This window comes from Rhodospirillales bacterium (assembly GCA_020638175.1).
GTDB lineage: Bacteria > Pseudomonadota > Alphaproteobacteria > Micavibrionales > Micavibrionaceae > JACKJA01.
This window is the reverse complement of sequence record JACKJA010000002.1, coordinates 1,778,661-1,798,606: the sequence shown is the minus strand read 5'-3', so window position 1 is coordinate 1,798,606 and position 19,946 is coordinate 1,778,661. Positions and strand designations below refer to the sequence as shown.

22 protein-coding genes and 1 tRNA gene are annotated in these 19,946 nt (G+C 54.9%); 9 read left to right on the top strand and 14 right to left on the bottom strand.

Annotated elements, in window-relative coordinates:
• Window positions 1-6: 6 nt before the first annotated feature.
• From H6868_08945 to H6868_08925, 5 genes are all read right to left on the bottom strand, one after another.
• Window positions 7-681 (bottom strand): hypothetical protein, encoded by a 675-nt coding sequence (locus H6868_08945; protein ID MCB9989438.1) that lies wholly within the window; start codon window positions 679-681, stop codon window positions 7-9.
• A gap of 170 nt (window positions 682-851) precedes the next feature.
• Window positions 852-1,142: a GIY-YIG nuclease family protein gene (locus H6868_08940; protein ID MCB9989437.1), complete on the bottom strand. Its 291-nt coding sequence runs from the start codon at window positions 1,140-1,142 to the stop codon at window positions 852-854.
• Between the two features lie 71 nt (window positions 1,143-1,213).
• Window positions 1,214-3,121: a 1-deoxy-D-xylulose-5-phosphate synthase gene (locus H6868_08935; GenBank protein ID MCB9989436.1), complete on the bottom strand. Its 1,908-nt coding sequence runs from the start codon at window positions 3,119-3,121 to the stop codon at window positions 1,214-1,216.
• Between the two features lie 56 nt (window positions 3,122-3,177).
• Window positions 3,178-4,086, bottom strand: coding sequence for a polyprenyl synthetase family protein (locus H6868_08930; protein ID MCB9989435.1), 909 nt, complete (start codon window positions 4,084-4,086; stop codon window positions 3,178-3,180).
• Window positions 4,087-4,338, bottom strand: a complete 252-nt coding sequence (locus H6868_08925) for an exodeoxyribonuclease VII small subunit (GenBank protein ID MCB9989434.1) — start codon at window positions 4,336-4,338, stop codon at window positions 4,087-4,089.
• Window positions 4,339-4,527: 189 nt separating this feature from the next.
• Between H6868_08925 and H6868_08920 the strand changes: the two genes are divergently transcribed.
• Together H6868_08920 and H6868_08915 are read left to right on the top strand one after the other, a co-directional pair.
• A complete protein-coding gene (locus H6868_08920; protein ID MCB9989433.1) occupies window positions 4,528-4,689 on the top strand; it encodes a hypothetical protein in 162 nt (53 codons plus the stop codon).
• Window positions 4,690-4,735: 46 nt separating this feature from the next.
• Window positions 4,736-5,515, top strand: coding sequence for a metallophosphoesterase (locus H6868_08915; protein ID MCB9989432.1), 780 nt, complete (start codon window positions 4,736-4,738; stop codon window positions 5,513-5,515).
• Window positions 5,516-5,519: 4 nt separating this feature from the next.
• Here the strand turns inward: H6868_08915 and H6868_08910 are convergent, their stop codons facing one another.
• Together H6868_08910 and H6868_08905 are read right to left on the bottom strand one after the other, a co-directional pair.
• A complete protein-coding gene (locus tag H6868_08910) occupies window positions 5,520-6,092 on the bottom strand; it encodes a D-sedoheptulose 7-phosphate isomerase (GenBank protein ID MCB9989431.1) in 573 nt (190 codons plus the stop codon).
• 30 nt (window positions 6,093-6,122) lie between these two features.
• Window positions 6,123-7,193 (bottom strand): hypothetical protein, encoded by a 1,071-nt coding sequence (locus tag H6868_08905; GenBank protein MCB9989430.1) that lies wholly within the window; start codon window positions 7,191-7,193, stop codon window positions 6,123-6,125.
• 102 nt (window positions 7,194-7,295) lie between these two features.
• On the opposite strand from H6868_08905, the gene ispH reads away from it, so the two are divergent.
• The 5 genes from ispH to H6868_08880 all read left to right on the top strand — a co-directional run bounded on the left by ispH (window position 7,296) and on the right by H6868_08880 (window position 10,144).
• Window positions 7,296-8,246, top strand: a complete 951-nt coding sequence (ispH, locus tag H6868_08900; protein MCB9989429.1) for a 4-hydroxy-3-methylbut-2-enyl diphosphate reductase — start codon at window positions 7,296-7,298, stop codon at window positions 8,244-8,246.
• A 36-nt stretch (window positions 8,247-8,282) separates the two neighbouring features.
• Entirely contained in the window at window positions 8,283-8,822 is a 540-nt protein-coding gene (locus H6868_08895; GenBank protein ID MCB9989428.1) for a YgjV family protein, read from the top strand.
• 42 nt (window positions 8,823-8,864) lie between these two features.
• On the top strand, window positions 8,865-9,017 hold the full coding sequence (locus H6868_08890) for a hypothetical protein (GenBank protein ID MCB9989427.1): 153 nt from the start codon (window positions 8,865-8,867) through the stop codon (window positions 9,015-9,017).
• Window positions 8,969-9,469, top strand: a complete 501-nt coding sequence (gene rnhA / locus H6868_08885; GenBank protein MCB9989426.1) for a ribonuclease HI — start codon at window positions 8,969-8,971, stop codon at window positions 9,467-9,469. The genes H6868_08890 and rnhA overlap by 49 nt, the downstream gene beginning before the upstream one ends.
• Window positions 9,470-9,724: 255 nt before the next feature.
• A complete protein-coding gene (locus H6868_08880; GenBank protein MCB9989425.1) occupies window positions 9,725-10,144 on the top strand; it encodes a hypothetical protein in 420 nt (139 codons plus the stop codon).
• On the opposite strand, the gene H6868_08875 is transcribed toward H6868_08880, so the two are convergent.
• The 5 genes from H6868_08875 to H6868_08855 all read right to left on the bottom strand — a co-directional run bounded on the left by H6868_08875 (window position 10,141) and on the right by H6868_08855 (window position 16,563).
• A complete protein-coding gene (locus H6868_08875) occupies window positions 10,141-12,039 on the bottom strand; it encodes a PBP1A family penicillin-binding protein (protein ID MCB9989424.1) in 1,899 nt (632 codons plus the stop codon). The two genes, H6868_08880 and H6868_08875, sit on opposite strands and share 4 nt — an antisense overlap.
• Window positions 12,040-12,048: 9 nt before the next feature.
• Window positions 12,049-12,582 carry a GNAT family N-acetyltransferase gene (locus H6868_08870; protein ID MCB9989423.1) on the bottom strand — a complete coding sequence of 178 codons (534 nt, stop codon included), beginning with the start codon at window positions 12,580-12,582 and terminating at the stop codon, window positions 12,049-12,051.
• Between the two features lie 74 nt (window positions 12,583-12,656).
• Window positions 12,657-14,054 (bottom strand): magnesium transporter, encoded by a 1,398-nt coding sequence (gene mgtE, locus H6868_08865; protein MCB9989422.1) that lies wholly within the window; start codon window positions 14,052-14,054, stop codon window positions 12,657-12,659.
• 65 nt (window positions 14,055-14,119) lie between these two features.
• On the bottom strand, window positions 14,120-16,411 hold the full coding sequence (locus tag H6868_08860) for an NADP-dependent malic enzyme (protein ID MCB9989421.1): 2,292 nt from the start codon (window positions 16,409-16,411) through the stop codon (window positions 14,120-14,122).
• A 66-nt stretch (window positions 16,412-16,477) separates the two neighbouring features.
• A tRNA-Leu gene (locus H6868_08855) sits at window positions 16,478-16,563 on the bottom strand.
• A 226-nt stretch (window positions 16,564-16,789) separates the two neighbouring features.
• Here H6868_08855 and lipB point away from each other — a divergent pair.
• A complete protein-coding gene (lipB, locus tag H6868_08850) occupies window positions 16,790-17,479 on the top strand; it encodes a lipoyl(octanoyl) transferase LipB (protein MCB9989420.1) in 690 nt (229 codons plus the stop codon).
• On the opposite strand, the gene H6868_08845 is transcribed toward lipB, so the two are convergent.
• Window positions 17,421-18,272: an N-formylglutamate amidohydrolase gene (locus H6868_08845; protein MCB9989419.1), complete on the bottom strand. Its 852-nt coding sequence runs from the start codon at window positions 18,270-18,272 to the stop codon at window positions 17,421-17,423. The two genes, lipB and H6868_08845, sit on opposite strands and share 59 nt — an antisense overlap.
• A gap of 127 nt (window positions 18,273-18,399) precedes the next feature.
• Here H6868_08845 and serS point away from each other — a divergent pair, with 127 nt between their 5' ends.
• Window positions 18,400-19,701: a serine--tRNA ligase gene (serS, locus tag H6868_08840; GenBank protein ID MCB9989418.1), complete on the top strand. Its 1,302-nt coding sequence runs from the start codon at window positions 18,400-18,402 to the stop codon at window positions 19,699-19,701.
• On the opposite strand, the gene H6868_08835 is transcribed toward serS, so the two are convergent.
• Entirely contained in the window at window positions 19,698-19,922 is a 225-nt protein-coding gene (locus tag H6868_08835) for a hypothetical protein (protein MCB9989417.1), read from the bottom strand. The genes serS and H6868_08835 overlap by 4 nt on opposite strands.
• Window positions 19,923-19,946: the final 24 nt, after the last annotated feature.

Genomic DNA, 19,946 nt, shown 5'->3' with positions numbered 1-19,946 from the left:
AGACTGCTATGGATTTTTCTTCAAGAGATAGGCTGTTGCAACGTTGCTTTGCACACCACTTTTCGTATCCCCGGTAAGCCCCTGCATCTTATCGTAAAAAGCAGCCATTTCGATAAACATATCAAGAATGGTTTCTTCTTTTTCGTCTATGGCATTACGCAGGTTTTTGACCATTTCCCGCGTCGGGGCTTGCCCCTGATCGGCGGCGGCGCTGGCTGCTTTTACAAAACTCATAACTTGTTTTGCTTTTGGTTCAAAAGCGGCGCTATCCGTTCCGGCCCACCATGTCAGGTTATTGAGCTTGATGGCGGCGGGTTTGTATTCGGCGGAAAAGCGGGCTTTGCGGAAGGCGATGAGGAGTTTTAGACCTTTGTCTTCCTCGTTTTCGGCCCCGGATACGGGTGCCGTCAGGCCGATGGTGACGGTTTTGTTTGTGAGCAGGTTTTTCACGTCGTCGAAAACACCGCCTTTGCGGGATGCGTTTGAATCGAAGGTTTGGGTGACTTCATTGGATTCAATCCGGTGTTCGGTAATGCCGCCCAGTGGATGGACGCGTTCGTCAATTGTGATGCGTTGATTGGGATCATATGGTGGCTCGACCAGTTTTATTTTTTTGTCCCAGCCAGCAAAACCAAAGGCATCGCGCAAGCTTTCCGGTGCCCAGAAGAATTTTCCCATCATCGTCTCTCGTTGTTCTATGAAAAATGTTCTTCCGGTATAGGGAAAAGTCAGGGAGGAGTCAATCAATGAGCGTATGCAGCAGGTGCTTTGGGGCAGTGAGGAGGGATGCGGGATAAAATTCCTACAAAGGTAAGGTTTAAAACTCGTCATTGCGAGCGTAGCGAAGCAATCTATTTTGTGATTTCGCTACAGAGATCGCGCCATTCGGGATTGAGTTTTTCAATCAGTTCTATTTTCTTTTTTCGGGAACCACTTTTGATTTGTTTTTCTCTGCTGATGGCGTGTTCCATGTCATTAAAAAGTTCGTAATAGACAAGTTTGTTACAGTTATATTTGGCTGTGAAGCCCCCCGTGATTTTGTTTTTGTGTTCGTAAATTCGTTTGGAAAGATTCGATGTGACACCCGTATAGAGAACGCCGTGTTTTTTATTGGTGACGATGTAAATGGCGGGCTGTTTCATAGCTTTTTATAACATGTCATTGCGAGAGAGTGAAACGAACGCGGCAATCTGGACGAGATTGCTTCGTCATGTTATTCCTCGCAATGACGGAGGATGGATTGTGCGGTTAACCCCGCATCTTCGTATTGTTTGTCGGGGGTGTCGTGATCCTGAAAGCGGTCGGGCAGGGTGAGGGGCCGGACTTTCAGGTTTGTCAGCAAGTCGTTGTTGGCCAGATATTCCAGCACGATAGAGCCGAAGCCGCCGCGGGAACCTTCCTCGATCGTGATGAGTTGTTTATGACTCTGGGCGAGGCGTTTGACCAATTCTTCGTCGAGCGGTTTGGCAAAGCGGGCGTCCGCGATGGTGACGCTGTGGCCTTGTTTTCCCAGCATATCGGCGGCTTTCAAACATTCATCCAGCCGGGTGCCATAGGATAGCAGGGCGATGTCGGTGCCTTCTCGCAGGATGCGGCCTTTGCCGATTGCGAGGGGCCGCGGCGTTTCGGGCTGGGCGGTGCCCGTGCCGTTGCCGCGCGGGAAGCGGACCGCAATGGGGCCGTCATCATAGCTGGCCGCGGTGGCGATCATGCGGGTGAGTTCGGCTTCGTCGCTCGGTGCCATCAGCACCATATTCGGGATACAGCCAAGGTAGGCGGTATCGAAGCTGCCGGCGTGGGTGGCTCCGTCGGCTCCGACGAGGCCGGCGCGGTCGATGATAAAACGCACGGGCAAATTCTGGATCGCGACATCGTGGATGAGCTGGTCATAGGCGCGCTGCAGGAAGGTGGAGTAGAGCGCAACGAAGGGTTTGAAGCCTTCGCAGGCCATCCCGGCGGCAAAGGTGACGGCGTGCTGCTCGGCGATGCCGACATCGTACATGCGATCGGGGAAGGCCTTGCCGAACGCATCCATGCCGGTGCCGGAGGGCATAGCGGCGGTGATGCCGATGATTTTGTCATCGGCCTTTGCGAGGTTAATCAGGGTATCCGCGAAAACCTTGGTATAGGCGGGCGCGGCGGCGGCGGGTTTATGCTGGTTGCCGGTAATCACATCGAACTTGGCGACGCCGTGCATTTTGTCGGCGGCAGATTCGGCGTGGCCATAGCCTTTGCCCTTTTCCGTGACGACGTGGATCAGGACCGGGCCTTGGCGGTTGCTGTCCCGGACATTGCGTAGAACAGGAAGCAGATGATCCAGATTGTGACCATCGACCGGGCCGATATAGTAAAAGCCCATGTCTTCGAACATCGTCCCTGCGTGCAGCGCGTGGCGAGCTGTTTCTTCGGCCTTGCCCACGGCGCGGCGCAGCGGCGGCGGCAGGGCTTGTGCCAGTTTCTTGGTGGCTTCGCGGGCGCCCATATAAGGCTTGGACGAGACAAGGCGGGTTAAATGCTTGCTGAGTGCGCCGGTCGGGCGGCCGATCGACATGTCGTTGTCGTTCAGGATCACGATCAGGCGGCTGTTTAAATCGCCGGCATTGTTCATGGCTTCGTAGGCTTGGCCGGCGCTCATGGATCCGTCGCCGATGACGCAGATGACTTCGTTATTTTTATGTGCGTGGTCGCGCGCGACCGCCATGCCGAGTCCCGCAGAAATGGAGGTGGAGCTGTGGCCCGCGCCGAACGGATCGTATTCACTTTCCGCGCGCTTGGTGAAGCCGGACAGGCCGCCACCCTGACGCAGGGTGTGCATACGGTCCCGGCGGCCGGTTAAGATCTTGTGGGGGTAGCATTGATGACCGACATCCCAGATCAGTTTATCCGCCGGCGTATCGAACACGGCGTGCAGGGCGACGGTCAGTTCCACAACGCCGAGGCTAGCGCCCAGATGCCCGCCGGTCTTGGCGACGCTGGCGATGGTCTCGCGGCGGACTTCCTCGGCCAGCGTGCGAAGTTCGTCATCGGAAAAGCTTTTCAGGTCAGCAGGGCCGTCGACCCGGTCCAGTAATGAGGACGGGGTTGCCGATGCGACAATCTGTGGTTTGGGCGCGTTTTTCATGATCCGCTATTCATAGCGTTAACCATGCCGAATTTCCAAGAATAATTTAGAAAAAATTACGCTCGTCTCTCCAAGACATACAGAGCCAGTTCTTTCAAGGTCTCGGCACGGTTGTCGAAGATGTGCAGATGGCGGACGGCTTGCTGTACCAGCATTTCGGCGCGCATTTTGGCTTGTTCCTTACCCATCGCGGTGACGAAGGTGGTTTTCCCCGCTTCTTCGTCCTGATTGGCCGGTTTGCCGGTGACATTCGGATCGGCTTCGACGTCGAGGATGTCATCGGTGACCTGAAACGCAAGGCCGAGGTCGCGGGCGTAATTCCGCAGCGCTTTTTTATGCGGTTCGTTTCCCTTGCCGAGGATGGCGCCGGCTTCGCAGGCGAATTCAAACAACGCGCCGGTTTTCATGCGTTGCAGGCGGGATAAGGTGCCGACATCAAATTCTTCGGTTTCGCCGATCAGGTCCAACATCTGGCCGCCGCACATGCCGTGACCGCCAGACGCCTTGGCCAGCGCCGTTACCAGTTCACAGCGAACGTGGGGATCTTCATGGGTTTCCGGGGAGGACAGGACTTCAAAGGCCAGCGTCAAAAGCGCATCACCGGCCAAAATAGCCGTGGCTTCGTTATAGGCGCGGTGAACGGAGGCCTTGCCTCGCCGCGTGTCGGAGTTATCCATGGCGGGCAGGTCATCGTGAATCAGAGAATAGCTGTGGACCAGTTCCAGCGCGGCGGCCACGCGCCGGGCGCGTTTCTGGTCGACATTGAACAGCTTGGCCGATTGCATCATCAAAAACGGCCGCAGACGTTTCCCGCCGTTCAACGTCCCGTAGCGCATGGCTTCGAACAGCGGCGCTTCCGGCAGATCCGTATCCGGCAACAGCCGTTCGATCGTCTTGTTTACGACCGTGATGGTTTCGTCCATTCTTTCCTGTAGATGGGCACTGGCTTCGCGCGGTGAAGGCATTTATGACTCCTGTGTGTCAAAAGGGGCTGTGGTTACGGAGCCATCGGCGCCGACACTTATTTTTTCAATTTTTTCCTGCGCTTCGCGCAATTTGGATTCGCAGTGTTTTTTCAAGGCGACGCCGCGTTCATAGGCGGATATGGAATCTTCCAGTTTTGTCTGGCCGCGCTCCAGCGCGGTTACAATCGTTTCCAGTTCGCCCAGAGCGTCTTCGAAACTCAGTGTTTCAACAGGGGGGTGTTGGTCCGCCATCGTTTTAATTTTCTTTTCTTTAGATACAGTTCAGCCGCAGTAGTGTAAGGGAATTTCATGAAAGTCTCAAGATATAGTTATGCATAATATGACAAGCGGCTGTGCAATCTTTGCAAATCTGAGTTGTGGGGGAATGCGGTATAATAAAAGGGATAGAGGTTAATTGAGCGCCTTATAAGGAGGTTTGCCATGCAAAACAAACAAACAGCCGGGCAGGGTTGTCCCTTGAAAGATATCAATTTTCTGACGTGGCGCATTCACCGCGCGAAAGAAAAAGCGCATAAGCATGAGTTCGACCATATTCTTTCTTCGCGACCGCGGCAGCGCTCGGCTGATGTGACGAAACATTAAGGCCGTTTTCTTGCTCTGTTGGACATAATTTGTTAATGTCCCGCGGATGCAAAACGATAGCGATCAGAACAAGCACGGATATAGCCTTACTCGCGGTTTGCGGGTGTATGCGGTTGGCGATATTCACGGTTATGTGAATGCGCTTGACTTGATGCATGATAAAATTTCTGCTGATCTGGCTGAAAATCCATCCCGAAGGACAGAGGTTATTTACCTCGGCGATTATATCGACCGGGGACCGGATAGTGCCGGGGTTCTCGATCGTCTTGTCACGGAAAGTCATAAGAAAGACGGGATCAAACGTACTTTTTTGACAGGAAATCACGAAGAAATTGCCCTAAGGTTTCTAGAACGCGGTCTCCTTGGCGGCTGGTTTAATTTGGGAGGGGTTAAGACGCTTGAAAGCTACGGCCTGGAGGTTCCTGATCCGGAAGGTAACTTTTCAAAAGAAAAAGAGCGTTCTCTTCAGAATGAATTTAATGTGTTGGCGGGGAAAAGAGGGCATACCGATTTTTTACGGCAATTAAAATTAAAAGCGCAAAGGGGCGGTTATCTTTTTGTTCATGCGGGCGTAAATCCGCGGCGGCCCATAAACAGGCAGTATCCATACAATTTGCTGACGATCAGGGACGGGTTTTTGGATTCTTCCGTGGATTTCGGCAAAAGAGTGGTTCATGGCCATTCTATCAGTATCGATGGCAAGCCTGTCGAAAAGCCTAACAGAATAGGGGTTGATACAGGGGTTTATCATTTCGGAACCCTGTCCTGTGCCGTGCTGGAGGGGCAAAGTGTCCGGTTTTTGAGTGTAAACGTTGCACCGCGATAAAGGCTTAAACAAGCCCCAGTTTTTTTTCCAGAGCGCCGCAGAGCATATGCCCGATCAGGATATGCATTTCCTGGATGCGGGAGGTTGTGTCTGAGGGGACGAGTATAAAGACATCGCACAGTTCATGCATTTGCCCGCCCGATTTTCCCGACAGGCCCACCGTTACGATCCCCATATTCCGGGCTGTTTCCAGAGCTTTCAAAATGTTCGGGCTTTTGCCGGAGGTGCTGATGCCGATGGCAACGTCGCCTTCCTTGCCGGTGGCTTCCAGTTGCCGGGCGAACATATGGTCGAACCCCATGTCGTTGGCGCAGGCGGTCAGGGCCGATGTGTCGGTGGTCAGGGCAATGGCCGGGATGCTGGGGCGGTCCGCGATATAGCGGATTGACAGTTCGGTGGCGAGATGCTGGGAATCTGCGGCGCTGCCGCCATTGCCGAAAAACAGGATTTTCCCGCCATTCTGGACGGCGGTGACGCAGGCCTCAAGGCATTTTTCAAATTCCGGGAAAAGCGCCGCCTGTGTTTTCCGGAGGGTTTCCCGATGTTCATCGGTTTCATGCTCCCAAAAAGATTTCAGGTCAAAATCATCTGTTGTCACGTGTTTGTCCTATTCTTCGAAGGGGGCGGTGATGTCGACCGGCTCATCGGGTGTATAAATGGCAGGCATATCTTCGTCTTCCGTCAGGGTGTCCGGAACGCTTTGCAGCGGTTCCTGCGGCATGGCCGTGTCATCTGTCGCCGGCTGTTCCTGAGGGAGAACTTCATAGATATATGTCTCGATTTCTTCACTTTCAACGGGCGGCGGGATAACGACGGGCTGGCTGGCGATCGCAGAGGGCGGGGTTTCTTCCGTCAGGGCGGTAGCAACCGGCGCGTCGGGTTTTGCCGCCGGTTTGGGAACGGTTGCTTCCGGCGCGGCGATATATTCAGGCTCATCCATGGCGGTGGGCATTGCCTGTGGGATGTATCCTTGTGTGCTTTGCGGGATGTCGAGCGCTTCTTTTTGTGCCTCGATTTTGAGCAGCGAGCGGTTATAGGCCAGCTCGGCATCGTTAAGCTGGAAACCCAGCAGCAGTTTGTAATCGGTCGCGGCAATGTCGCCGTGCAGAGGAATGATCTGGCGGATGTTTTCGTCTTTGGTGACAAAGGGCGTATCCGCAGAGTATTCCATGGAAACAGCAAAGACTTCTTTGCTCAGGATGTGGCCATCCGGCGTTGAAATGGCCAGGAAATAAGGGTAGGACAGTTTTCTGTTGCCTTCGTTGTCGGCTTCCTGATTCAGCGCTTTCGGGCCGATTTCACCAGAGAATGTCAGGTCCAGATCGACGATCATGTTGCTTGTGTTGACAAGGCAGTGGCTTTTGATCGCGCTCATGGTGATGCTGGAAATTTTGCCTTCGGGCAACGGTGTTTGCTCGTCTGTGAACTGGTGCAGGGCACGCAGGTCATCAACAACGGAGACTTCCGGGCATTCGTCGCCAGGCAGCGGCGTGCTTTCCAGTGCTACCTCTGTGGGCTTCTGGTCGTTGCTCTTCAGAAATTCAGGCATTTTCCATTCAATATTGCTGACGGTTTCCTGAACGCTGTCGATTCCTTTGTTCATAGTTTCGCATCCCCCCAGCGGAAGAATGACGAGGCTTAACAGGGCAATACGGCTCAAGTTCATCGCGCGGAACATGGGACCCTCTCTGGCTGAAAATTTCGTTTCGCAAACATTAAGCGAGCAAAGCTGATTAAGCAAGAGGTGGATTTTTGATTTTAAACAGTATAGAGAAAGGGCATGACAAAAACGCCGCTAAAAATCATATTGGCCGCGCCGCGCGGCTTTTGCGCCGGGGTGGACCGGGCGATCCAGATCGTCGAACGGGCGCTGGGGACGTATGGCGCGCCGGTGTATGTGCGGCATGAGATCGTCCACAACAAGTTCGTCGTGGATAGCCTGAAAGACAAGGGGGCTGTGTTTGTCGAAGAGCTGGACGAGATCCCCGATGACGGGCAGCCGGTTGTGTTTTCCGCCCATGGCGTGCCGAAGGCCGTGCCGGAAGCGGCTGCGCGCCGCGAAATGTTTTATATTGATGCGACGTGTCCGCTGGTCAGCAAGGTTCACCGCGAGGCCGAGCGCCATTATAAGGAAGGGCGGCAGATTATCCTGATCGGGCATGAAGGCCACCCGGAAGTGATCGGTACGATGGGCCAGTTGCCTGCCGGGGCGGTGTTGCTGGTCGAAACGGCGGAGGATGTCGAAACGGTCATTGTGAATGATCCCGACAATCTGGCGTATTGCACCCAGACGACGCTGTCGGTGGATGATACGGCACAGGTTTTAACCGCGCTGCAAGCCCGCTTTCCGGCCATCAAGGGACCGCGCCGCGAGGATATATGCTATGCCACGACCAACCGGCAGGCAGCTGTGCGGGAGATTTCCCAGATGTGCGATGCGCTTTTGGTGATCGGCGCGCCGAATTCATCCAATTCCCGGCGGCTGGTCGAGGCCGCAAAGACCTACGGCTGTGAGAAGGCGCAACTGATCCAGCGGGCGGCAGATATAGATTTTGACTGGCTGACGGGGGTTGAAATCCTGGGGATTACCGCCGGGGCTTCGGCACCGGAAACGTTGGTCGAGGAAGTCGTGGCGGCCACCAAAGAGCGTTTCGATGTCAATGTCGAAGAACATGCTATTGCCCGCGAAACCGTGACGTTCAAATTACCCAAGGCCGTGGCTACGGCATAAACGGCTCGTTAACGGTTTTTATCGTATGATGAGCGCATGGAATTGCTGGTTTACAACATCATTTTGTGTGGCGGATTTCTTGTTTCCTTTGTTGTGCCACATATGCCGGGGCGTCAGATGATGCTCTGGGGTAATGTTATGGCATGTATACTCTTTTCTACTTATTTCTATGGGGTTGGTGAGGTATCGGCGATGCTGGCGTTGATGATCGCCGGGACGTCATCGTTGATGCAAAGTCTCATTCCCAAAGAGCGGCTGGATGAAACACTGGCTGTTCGTTTGCTGATTGCCGTGGTTATGGCCGGTGTCAGCATCAAGATTTCCTATCATGATGCTATGGATTTGCTGCCGCTGATGGCGGTGATTATGATGCGCTTTTCGGAAACGTTTAAAGACCCGCAAATGCTTCGTGTAGGTAATGTCTTGCCACTTATGCTGTGGACGTATTTTAACTATGATGCCGGGCTTTATTTGCCGATGTGGGGTGATGCTTTGATGCTGATCTCGTATTTCTGGGCGATCTTGCGCGTGGAGCAGATGCGCCGCCGGGTGCCGGTGGCTGTGGCGGCAGAGTAGGGCTTTGACTCTCCTGCGAATCCGGGCATAGTCCCGCCTGTTATGAGTGAAAATAAAACAATCGAAATTTATACAGACGGTGCATGTAGCGGGAACCCCGGTCGTTTTACGCCCGAAGCAGCGAAGCTGCGTGGGCGTGTCGGCGCATGCGGCTTTGCCGCTTCGCGCCGGATGACTCGGCCCGGGATGCTTTAAGAAAGGGCTTTGGTTTGGTTAACGTTATTGAAATTTATACAGACGGTGCATGTAGCGGGAACCCCGGGCCGGGGGGGTGGGGGGCGGTCATGCGCTGGAACGGCCACGAGAAAGAACTGTCCGGCGGCGCGGACGACACTACCAATAACCGCATGGAAATGACGGCCGTGATCGAGGCGCTTGCGGCGCTGAAAAAACCGTCCAAGGTTGCGCTTTATACCGATAGTACCTATGTCAAGGACGGGCTGGAGAAATGGATTCACGGCTGGAAAAAGCGCGGCTGGAAGACGGCCGATAAGAAGCCGGTGAAAAATCAGGATCTCTGGGAGGCGCTGGACGATAGCATGCAAAAACACGATGTGACGCTGCACTGGGTCAGGGGGCATAACGGTCACCCGGAGAATGAGCGGGCGGATGCCCTGGCCGTTGCGGCTATTCCCCGCAAAGATTAAACGGCCTGTAAACAAGGGTGTTTCGATTCGGCTGTGCGCCTGAGAAAAAGGTCGATTCAGACCGGCATTTTTCACTTATCCACAGCTTATCCCCTATATTTGTGATCCCTGATATGCCCGTTAAGATTCTCTTAATTATTTCCAGCGAATCCTGAAATCAGTTGAACAGAAGACATATCCATACACAACAGAAGGTTGGCAGAGACGGTAATACAGCAAGGGTGCATAACAACGATAAACAGGGAGTTTCACGTCATGGGGACACAACAAAAAGATAAAGTAATCCTGCCACTTCCGCCGTCAAATAGTGATGATAAAAAATTCGAGATGGAAGTTTATGCTCGATTTATGCGGCATATACGGCACGTACCAACCAGCCGTCTGGAAATCAAAATATTGTCGGCTATTCAGTTCACCGCCGACATGATGGATCAGAGCGATGCGCTGGTGGCTAAGATGTTGGTCGATATGGGGCTATTGGCCCCGCGTAAAGCGTATCCGGGTGATTTTCTGGAATTTGCCGATCGCAGCCTCCAGCGGGCGGCATGGGAGGCCGGCGGACCGACGGCGACGGTTGTGGCGCTCCGGCGTCACTGGGACCGGATCGGCGAAGATCCGTTCGGCTCCTGCCTGCCGGGAGAGTATATCGTTTTTTCAGAGACGATGCTGACCTAGTCGTTCAGATTCATGATCCGGCGCAGGAATTCGGAAAAGTCATCAGATGATTTGACGGGCGAAGAGGGCGCCGGTTTGTAGCTTTCCTCTTTTTTATAGGCGGCATGCATGGTTTCCTGCCAGATTTGTGCGGGGAGGCCGCCGCCGCCAACGCCATTCATGGGGCTGTTGTCATCATTGCCCAGCCAGACTCCCGCTACGAACCGATCAGTATAACCGATAAACCACGCGTCCCGGAAATCCTGTGATGTGCCGGTTTTTCCGGCGGCGCTGATGCCGGGCAGAGCGGCCCGCCGGCCTGTACCTTCCCTGATGACGTTTTCCAGCATATCGGTCAGATCGCGGACGGCGGTGCCCTTGACGACCCGCTTTTCGCGCGAGCGGTCCGGGCGCTGGTAGATCAGCATGCCGTTTTCATCCTCGATTTTTGTGATGGCGTAGGGGGCGGCTTTGTAACCGTCATTGGCCAGAACCGCATAAGCTGTGACCATTTCCAGCAAGGGGATGCCGCTGCTGCCCAGCGCCAGACTTAAATCGCGGTTCAGTTTGGCGTCTATCCCCAGAGCACGGGCTGTCTGGATGGTGTTACCGATGCCGATTTGTTTCATCAGGCGCACGGTCGGGGTGTTCAGCGAATGCGTCAGTGCATATTCCAGAGTGACTTCCCCCTGATATTCATTATGGAAGTTTTCCGGGCGGTATTCGCCTTCTGTGATCGGTGCATCGAGAATTTTATCGTCGGGGGCCCAGTCTTCTTCCAGTGCGGTCAGGTAGACGATCGGTTTAAAGGCCGAGCCGGGAGGGCGCTGGGCCTGGGTGGCGCGGTTGAACTGGCTGGCGTGGAAATCGTTGCCGCCCACCATGGCCAGCAGCGCGCCGTCGGGAGTCATGACAATCAGGGCGCCTTGCGTGATGTGACGGTCTTCGCCGTTTTTGTTTAACGTGTTGGCCAGTGCCTGTTCGGCGGCTTTTTGAATGTCCGGATCAAGTGTCGTTGTGACGGTAATATTGCGGTCGGGCGTGCCGATCAGGTCGTTCAGGTCGGCGGTGACCCAATCGGTGAAGTAGCGTACCTGATCGTTCATGCCCGCATTGTCAGCCGGAGCCGGGAGCATCTGGCTGGTTCCGGCCTGGGCCTCGGTAATGTAGCCGGCATCGTTCATGGCGGCCAGAACCGTACGGGTGCGTTGCCGTGCCAGTTCCGGGTTGTTCAGAGGCGAATAGCGGGTCGGGGCTTTGAGCAAGCCCGCCAGCATCGCCGATTCATACAAGTTGAGTTTGCTGGCCGGTTTGTTGAAATATAGCCGTGCCGCCGCATCGACGCCGTAAGCGCCGGAACCGAGATAAACCCGGTTCAGGTAGGCGCTGAGGATTTCGTCTTTGGTGAGTTCGTGTTCCAGCCAGAGGGCCAGAAGGGCTTCCTGAATTTTACGCTTCAAGGTGCGTTCGTGCGACAAGAACAGGTTTTTGGCCAGTTGCTGGGTGATGGTCGATCCGCCCTGCGCCACGCGGCCCTTGATCAGGTTGGCGGCCATGGCCCGTGCAATTCCCACCGGATCAATGCCGTGATGTTGGTAAAAGCGGCGGTCTTCGGTGGCAATCACGGCATAGATCAAATGCGGCGGCAGTTCATCGACAGAAACGCTGACGCCGTGTAGCTCGCCGTAGCGGGTCAGAGGGCTGCCGTCACGGGCCTCGACATAGATCGTTGTTTTGCGCTCGAATTGCGGTTTGTCGATCAAACTGGGTAGCTCCGTGGCATACCAGGCGATGACAAGCGTCAGGATGATCGCCGTCCACAGGCCGAGCACAAACAGGGCTTTCACCAGACGTAAAAGCAGTGATGGTTTTTTCTTTTTAGCGCTTTTTGTCGATTTGCTTTTTTTCTTGGTCATGGCAAATGATTAGGTGCAATCCAGCCAGTAACGTTTACGGGCGGGGAACTGGTCTGTTTCCGGGAGGTCGTCTTCATATACGCCGCCACATGATTCAACCACGCGGATGGCGGCTTTATCATAGGGATCAACAGTCAGGAGCGCTTTTTCAATGCCCAGATAATTGGCGAACGGGATGGCTTTGAGCAGAAGTTTTTTACCAAATCCCTTGCCGCGCATGGAGGGGCGAATGACAAAATTAATGTGCCCGCCCCATTTTTCCAGATGCCAGTTCAGGCGGTGGCGGATAAAAACGGTGCCAAGATATTCTCCGTCCTTTACCAGCCATAAGATCGTTTCGGGAACCGGTTCAACCCAGTCCTGATATTTTCGATGGGGGATGCCGCGTTCGGCATTCAAATTATCGACAAAGGCCTGAAAGTCACCCTTCAGGACGGTAGCGTCCAGATACAAAACCCGCCCTTGTTCGTGGTATTCCGCGAGGGCTTTCAGGTAGCTGTCTTTATAATCTACAGAAGGTCTTATCAGTTTGGATGCGGACATGGATGGCTATAAGTACTCAGTTTACGATGGTTGCTAATTTATACTGAAAATCCCTGACCGACAACCGGTATCCCTTAAATCAGGAAGATCGCGGCCAGTCCCAGAAAGGCAAAGAAGCCGATGATGTCGGTGATGGTGGTCAGGAAAACGCTTGAGGACAGGGCCGGGTCGCTGCCCATGCGGCTGAGGATCAAGGGGATTCCGGCTCCGGACATTCCCGCGACAATCAGGTTGATAATCATGGCCGCGGCGATAACAGCCCCCAGCATCGGGCTGGCAAACCAAAGGGCAGTGATGATGCCGGTGATGATGGCAAAAGCGGCGCCGTTTAACACGCCGACCACCGTTTCTTTCCAGATGATCCGTACGGCGTTGACCTGCGAGAGTTCCCGGGTGGCCAGTGCGCGCACCGCAACGGCGAGCGCCTGCGTCCCGGCGTTGCCGCCCATCGAGGCGACAATCGGCATCAGGACTGCCAGCGCCACAACTTGCTGGATGGTGGCATCAAAAAAGGAAATAACGACCGACGCGGCAATCGCGGTTAGCAAATTTATAAACAGCCAGCGAAAGCGGGAGGTCGTCGTCGATAAAATGGCGCGGTACAAGTCGTCCTGATCGACCCCAGCCATTTTCATGAAGTCTTCCTGGGCTTCCTCATCAATAACGTCGACGACGTCGTCAATGGTGATGACCCCGATCAGGCGGTCTTCTTCATCGACCACGGGGGCGGAGGTCAGGTTCTCCCGCCGGAAAAGCTGGGCAACTTCTTCCTGGTCAAGAGTCGCGGGTATCGGGTGAACGGTATCAAGAGTCAAATCCTTGACCTTGACGTCCCGCCGGGAGCGGACCAGTCGGTTCAGCGGCATTTCCCCAGTGATCCGGTAGGTCGGGGTGATGATGAAAATATCGAAAAAGTCCGATGGCAGTTCTTCGGCAGCATCCCGCAGGTAATCAATGGTCTTCCCGACCGTCCAGAAATCGGGGACGGCGACAAATTCGCGCTGCATCAGGCGCCCGGCGCTGTATTCCGGGAAGCGCAGGCCTTCCTCCAGCGTGACCCGGATGTCACCGGAGAGTTTGCGCAGGATTTCCTTCTGAAAGATGGGGGACAGGTCAACAATAAGATCCAGGGCGTCGTCGCTGTCCAAATCAGAGATTAGTTTAGCGACTTGTTCGGCGCTCATGCTTTCCAGCGTGGTGCGGCTTAGCTCTGGGGCGAGTTCTGTGAAAACTTCGGCATCAATGGCGTGGCCATGGGAATCCAGAAGCGTTTGACGGTTTTCGTCACTGACTTTGCTGAGCAGTTCGGCTGTGTCAACGGTTCCCAGATCGGCGATGACGGCCTCAACATGGGCGGTGTTGCCTTCTTCCAGTGCTTCTTCAACGGTCTGGATGTCGGCGTCGCTCAGGCCGATGAAGGTCTGGTTTTCCGTGTTTTCAGGAAGCTCTTTTTGTTCCGTTGCTTCTGCCATGCGTCACCCTTTCGCTGTGTACTGTTTTACAGGGAAAGGGGTGCGTTGTCAGCAAATTAACCTGTTTAACCGTGTTCTTCCTCGTAAATCTGGGCGCCGACGGTGGCAAGGGCCGTAACGTTAATGATCCGTCGGGCCGAGGAGGCCGTTGTCAGGATATGGACCGGGCGGGCCGCGCCCATCAGGATCGGGCCGATCGGAATACCGTTGCCGAGAATTTTCAACATGTTGTAACCGATGTTGGCGGCGTCGATGTTCGGGGAAATCAACAGGTTGGCTTCGCCCTTCATTTTTGCATTCGGCATGATGACTTCCCGGATGCTTTCCGACAGGGCTGTGTCGGCCTGCATTTCGCCTTCGACCTCGATATCCGTGCCATCATATTCGGAGCGGAGCAGAGCGGCGGCTTTACGCATTTTTTCGGCCGAGGGGCTGTTATAGTTTCCGAAGTTGGAATAGGACAGCAGTCCAATTTTCGGAACAATCCCGAAGCGGCGGATTTCCTCGGCGGCCATCATGGCCATTTCAGAGATTTCCTCGGCGGTCGGGTTGTCGTTGACGTGCGTGTCGCACAGGAAGTACGGGCCTTTTTCCAGCAGCAGGGGCATCAGGGCGCCGATGGTTTTGACGCCGTCTTTCTTGCCGATAATGTCCATGATGTGTTTCAGGTGGACGTGGTACTGGCCGGTGATGCCGCAGACCATCGAATCCGCTTCATCCTTGGCGACCATCAGGGCGCCGATGGCGGTGGTGTTGGTCCGCAAGGTGAATTTGGCAATCGCCGGAGTAATACCGCGCCGCTGCATGATTTCATGGTAGCTCGTCCAGTAATCGTGATAACGGGGATCGTCTTCCGGGTCGATAATCTCGAAATCCTTGTCGATTTCCATCCGCAGGCGGAATTTTTCGAGGCGGTTTTCCACGACTCGGCGCCGGCCGATCAGGATCGGGCGGGCCAGATTATCGTCGATGACAACCTGAACGGCGCGCAGGACGTTTTCTTCCTCGCCTTCGCAATAGACGACCCGTTTCGGGTCTTTGCGGGCGCGGGAGATGACCGGGCGCATCATCATGTTTGTGTGGACGGTGTATTGTTCCAGCTTTTCGCGGTAGGCGTCCATGTCGGTGATCGGACGGGTGGCTACACCGCTATCCATGGCCGCTTTGGCGACAGCTGCGGGCAGTTCGGCGATCAGGCGCGGATCGAACGGTTTCGGGATCATGTATTCCGGCCCGAATTGCAGGTGCTCGTTGCTATAGACGGCGGCGACTTCTGCTGTGGCTTCCTTGCGGGCCAGTTCGGCCAGTGCCTTGACGCAGGCCAGTTTCATTTCCTCGTTAATCGCCGTCGCGCCGACATCCAGAGCGCCGCGGAAGATAAACGGGAAGCACAAGACGTTGTTGACCTGGTTCGGGTAGTCAGACCGCCCGGTGCAGATGATGGCATCGGGTTTGGCTTCCAAGGCTTCGTTTGGCATGATTTCGGGCGTCGGGTTGGCGAGGGTCATCAGCAGGGGCGCATCGCCCATTTTGGCGACCATTTCCTTTTTCACCACGCCGGCGGCAGATAGGCCGAGGAAAACATCAGCGCCTTCCATCGCTTCGTCCAGTGTCCGGGCGTTGGTGTCGACGGCGAATTTTTCCTTAATCGGGTCCATATATTCGGTCCGGCCCTTATAGACCACGCCTTTGCTGTCGCAAACGGTGATGTTGTCACGCGGCAGGCCCAGTTCGATCAGGATGTTCAGGCAGGCCGTGGCCGACGCGCCGGCGCCGCTGGTGACCAGTTTGATTTTATTGATGTCCCGGCCGGAAATTTTCAGCCAATTGGTAAAGGCCGCACCGACGATAATTGCCGTGCCGTGCTGGTCGTCATGAAAGACGGGAATGTTCATGCGTTCTTTCAGGCGGCGTTCGACTTCAAAACATTCCGGGGCTTTGATGTCTTCCAGATTGATGCCGCCGAAGCTGGGTTCCAGCCGGGCAATGGTTTCCACCAAGGTGTCGACATCAGTTTCGTCGATCTCGATATCAATCGAATCGATGTCGGCGAATTTTTTGAACAGGACGGATTTCCCCTCCATCACCGGCTTGGAAGCCAGCGCGCCGATATTGCCCAGCCCCAAAACGGCCGTGCCGTTTGAAATGACAGCCACCAGATTGCCGCGCGCGGTGTAATCCAGCGCTTTCAGCGGGTCTTTTTCTATCTCAAGGCAGGGAACCGCCACGCCCGGTGAATAGGCCAGCGCCAGATCGCGCTGCGTTTCCATTGGTTTGGTTGCGCGGATTTCGATTTTCCCCGGCTTTTTACCGCTGTGATAGGCCAGCGCATCATCGTGAAGGGCGTCTTTTGTCATGGAGTGGTGTTCCTTTGTGCAGTTAATAAGGAAAAATGCATCACTTGGGTTTCCCGAAGGAAAAAATGGTGCGGTCGAGAAGAGTCGAACTTCCACGGGATTGCTCCCACAGCGACCTCAACGCTGCGCGTCTACCATTCCGCCACGACCGCATTTGAACGCTTTTTAAATGTTACTGCTGTGGACTGCAAATGCCGTTTTTTTGTGCTTCCGGTGCTCACGTACTAAATGTACGCTGTGCGCCGGTTCTCAAAAACCGTCATTTTCGTTACACATCAGCGCATTTAAAGGCGCGTTCGAAAATGGTTTAGGAGGAATAGCAAAACAAGATCGTGGGCGCAAGCGCGAAGATCATTGCAGTGCACAGTAAATCTACCTATGGTGTGCGGTATGGAAATTAAGGTGTCGGACAGCCCTGTTTTATATGAAGATGCGCTTTCAGACATGGAAGCGCGAGTAGCGGCGATCCGTGCCGGGGACGCCGATGAATGTCTGTGGTTTTTAGAACATCCGTCGCTTTATACCGGGGGAACCAGCGCCAAGGCCGATGATTTGCTCGACGCCCGGTTCCCGGTTTATGAGACCGGGCGCGGCGGCCAGTATACTTATCACGGGCCGGGGCAGCGGGTTGTTTATGTGATGCTGGATTTAAAGCGCAGGCAGCAAGTCCCTGATATCAAACATTATGTCTGGCAACTGGAAGAATGGATTATCCGGGCGCTGGCGCGGTTTGATATCAAAGGGGAACGGCGCGAAGAGCGTGTGGGGATATGGGTCGTTCAGCCCGATGGCAGCGAGGCCAAAATCGCGGCACTGGGCGTGCGGGTCCGGCACTGGGTCAGTTATCATGGGATTGCGATTAATGTCGATCCGGATTTGTCGCATTTTTCGGGGATCGTGCCGTGTGGGATCAGCGAGCACGGCGTCACGTCAATGAAAGAGGTTCTGAATCGAAGTGTGTCGTTATTGGAGATTGATGAAGCGTTGCAGGTGGTTTGGGGAGACGTCTTTAGTCAGCCGCCAGAGGAACAAGGCGATTTTGCACATAGTCGCCAAGTCGCCGGGTGAATGATTCAAGATCATTTTTTATCCTGCTGTAATTCTTTGATTTTTCCTTTGTTGTCTCGTTCATGTACAGGGCGCGGTTTATTTCGATCTGCAGGCTGTGGCGGTTCAGCCGGGGATTGCTGTAACGTGTGACGAGTTCACCGCCGCGGTAGGGGTGGTTGATGCCCGTCGTGTAGCCCATATCTTTGAAGATGTTCCGCACAAAATTCAGAAATTCAGGGGCGCAGCTTACGCCGTTAAAATCGCCGAGCACTATGTCCGGCAGTGGCCCATGGTTCCGGGAAGGCATGGAGTGGCAGTTCACATGCCAAACGGCCCCATTAAATTCGTAAACTTTATCAAGTGCTTCTTGCAGTTTATTGTGATAGGGGCGGTAATAGTTATCTATCCGGTTTTTGACGGTATCGGGCGATAATCTCTTGCTGTAGATCGGTACGCCCGCTTTGGCCGCCCGCCAGAGAAGTCCGGCGCCTTTGCGTGCGCGCCCTTCGGTGGAGAGTGGCTCTGGCCAAGGAGATGAGAGCATGTCCGGATCTATGTCATTGTCGGCGCGGTTGGGTTCGATATAGCTGCGCGGGAACAAGGCCCGGAGGAACGCCGCGCCGCAATCGGGCGCCGCCGAAAACAAATCGTCAACATAGCGGTCGACCATACCGTCGAGCGTTTCAAAATCGCAGGCGTAGTCGAAGTCAGCCGGGTAGCACGTGCCACTGTGCGGAGAGTCGAAAACCAGCGGCAGGGAATTTTCCGGAGAAATAAATTCGTAAATATCGGGTAAGGAGTCCTTGAGCATTGCGTCTTTCGTGGGTATATGTGTGAGTTGTCATCCTGAGCCGAGAGGCGAAGGATCTGATTGAGCTGGAGCGCAAAAGATTCTTCGCTTCGCTCAGAATGACATTGTAGAGGGAAAGAAACAAGCCATGCACGATTTACGCGCGATCCGGGAAAATCCCAAAGCGTTTGACGATAACTGGGGCCGCCGGGGGCTGGAGCCGCAAACCCCTCGGATTCTGGAGCTTGATGAAGAGCGCCGTTCCGTCCAGACGGAAATGCAGGATTTGCAGCAACAGCGTAACGAAAAGTCCAAGGAGATCGGCAAAATCAAATCGCAAGGCGGCGACGCGCAGGCGATTATGGATGAGGTGTCGGCTATCAAGGAAAGCGTTACCGCGATGGAAGAGCGGGAACGGACGCTGGCTGAGGAACTCAACCAGCATTTGTCGGCGCTGCCGAATTTGCTGGGCGACGATGTGCCCGACGGGCCGGATGAAAGCGCGAATGTGGAAGTGCGCCGGGTGGGAGAGCCGCCGCGCCCGAACGCCGCACTGGAGCATTTCGAAATTGGCGAAAAGCTGGGGATGATGGATTTTGAAACGGCGGCGAAGCTGTCGGGTTCGCGCTTTGTGTTGATGCATTCCGGTCTGGCGCGGATGGAACGGGCGCTGGCGCAGTTTTTCCTCGATACCCATACGCAAGAGCACGGCTATACGGAAGTCTCGCCGCCGCTGATGGTACGGGACCAGACGATGTACGGGACCGGGCAGTTACCGAAATTTGCCGATGACCAGTTTAAAACGACGCGGGGCGATTGGCTGGTGCCAACGGCCGAAGTGCCACTGACTAACATGGTAGCCGATATGATTTTGGAGTCAGACGCGTTGCCGCTGCGTCTGACTGCTTGGACGCCGTGTTTCCGGCAAGAGGCCGGGGCGGCGGGCAAGGATACGCGCGGGATGATCCGCCAGCACCAGTTCTACAAAGTCGAAATGGTCAGCATTGTTGCGCCGGACAAGAGCGCCGAAGAGCATGAACGCATGACGGAATGTGCCGAAAATATCTTGAGAAAGCTGGGGCTGGCGTTCCGGACGGTGACACTGTGCAGCGGCGATACGGGCTTTGGTGCGCGCAAGACATACGATATCGAGGTATGGCTGCCGGGGCAAAATGCCTATCGCGAGATTTCAAGCTGTTCGAATTGCTGGGACTTTCAGGCCCGGCGGATGAAGGCGCGTTACCGCCCTGTTAAAGGCGAAAAAGATACGCAGTTCGTACATACGCTGAACGGATCGGGCGTGGCCGTGGGCCGGGCGCTGATTGCCGTGCTGGAAAATTACTATGATCCGGCCGATGGCGGCGTGTTTGTTCCCGATGTCCTCAAGCCCTATATGGGCGGGATCGAGAAGCTGGTGCCCGGTGACAAGGCGCTTTTGGCCAATGGCTAGCGCGGTATCAGCGAACCGATAATTACGCCTTTGCGGGTGATTTCATCGTCCCGTGACGGTGTCGGGGAGATGGTTTGCCCGATATCCAGCAGGCCGGGGGTGACATCACCGTAAGCGCCGCTCATGTCAGGAACATCAACATCGGGTTTATAGCCCATTTCCGGTGTGTCGTTCCGGGAGCCGATTTCCTGCCAGTCATTATTTGGATCGTATGTAGGCATGTGCGTTGATCTCCCTGTTTTTTT

Coding starts and splice junctions, on each gene's coding strand:
- H6868_08890 (MCB9989427.1), top strand. CDS start 8,865: ATGAGTGAAAATAAAACAATCGAAATTTATACAGACGGTGCATGTAGC.
- H6868_08945 (MCB9989438.1), bottom strand. CDS start 681: ATGATGGGAAAATTCTTCTGGGCACCGGAAAGCTTGCGCGATGCCTTT.
- serS (MCB9989418.1), top strand. CDS start 18,400: ATGCACGATTTACGCGCGATCCGGGAAAATCCCAAAGCGTTTGACGAT.
- H6868_08845 (MCB9989419.1), bottom strand. CDS start 18,272: ATGCTCAAGGACTCCTTACCCGATATTTACGAATTTATTTCTCCGGAA.
- H6868_08880 (MCB9989425.1), top strand. CDS start 9,725: ATGGGGACACAACAAAAAGATAAAGTAATCCTGCCACTTCCGCCGTCA.
- H6868_08920 (MCB9989433.1), top strand. CDS start 4,528: ATGCAAAACAAACAAACAGCCGGGCAGGGTTGTCCCTTGAAAGATATC.
- H6868_08925 (MCB9989434.1), bottom strand. CDS start 4,338: ATGGCGGACCAACACCCCCCTGTTGAAACACTGAGTTTCGAAGACGCT.
- H6868_08935 (MCB9989436.1), bottom strand. CDS start 3,121: ATGAAAAACGCGCCCAAACCACAGATTGTCGCATCGGCAACCCCGTCC.
- H6868_08930 (MCB9989435.1), bottom strand. CDS start 4,086: ATGCCTTCACCGCGCGAAGCCAGTGCCCATCTACAGGAAAGAATGGAC.
- rnhA (MCB9989426.1), top strand. CDS start 8,969: ATGCGGCTTTGCCGCTTCGCGCCGGATGACTCGGCCCGGGATGCTTTA.
- ispH (MCB9989429.1), top strand. CDS start 7,296: ATGACAAAAACGCCGCTAAAAATCATATTGGCCGCGCCGCGCGGCTTT.
- H6868_08835 (MCB9989417.1), bottom strand. CDS start 19,922: ATGCCTACATACGATCCAAATAATGACTGGCAGGAAATCGGCTCCCGG.
- H6868_08875 (MCB9989424.1), bottom strand. CDS start 12,039: ATGACCAAGAAAAAAAGCAAATCGACAAAAAGCGCTAAAAAGAAAAAA.
- H6868_08870 (MCB9989423.1), bottom strand. CDS start 12,582: ATGTCCGCATCCAAACTGATAAGACCTTCTGTAGATTATAAAGACAGC.
- H6868_08905 (MCB9989430.1), bottom strand. CDS start 7,193: ATGTTCCGCGCGATGAACTTGAGCCGTATTGCCCTGTTAAGCCTCGTC.
- H6868_08915 (MCB9989432.1), top strand. CDS start 4,736: ATGCAAAACGATAGCGATCAGAACAAGCACGGATATAGCCTTACTCGC.
- lipB (MCB9989420.1), top strand. CDS start 16,790: ATGGTGTGCGGTATGGAAATTAAGGTGTCGGACAGCCCTGTTTTATAT.
- H6868_08940 (MCB9989437.1), bottom strand. CDS start 1,142: ATGAAACAGCCCGCCATTTACATCGTCACCAATAAAAAACACGGCGTT.
- H6868_08895 (MCB9989428.1), top strand. CDS start 8,283: ATGGAATTGCTGGTTTACAACATCATTTTGTGTGGCGGATTTCTTGTT.
- H6868_08860 (MCB9989421.1), bottom strand. CDS start 16,411: ATGACAAAAGACGCCCTTCACGATGATGCGCTGGCCTATCACAGCGGT.
- mgtE (MCB9989422.1), bottom strand. CDS start 14,054: ATGGCAGAAGCAACGGAACAAAAAGAGCTTCCTGAAAACACGGAAAAC.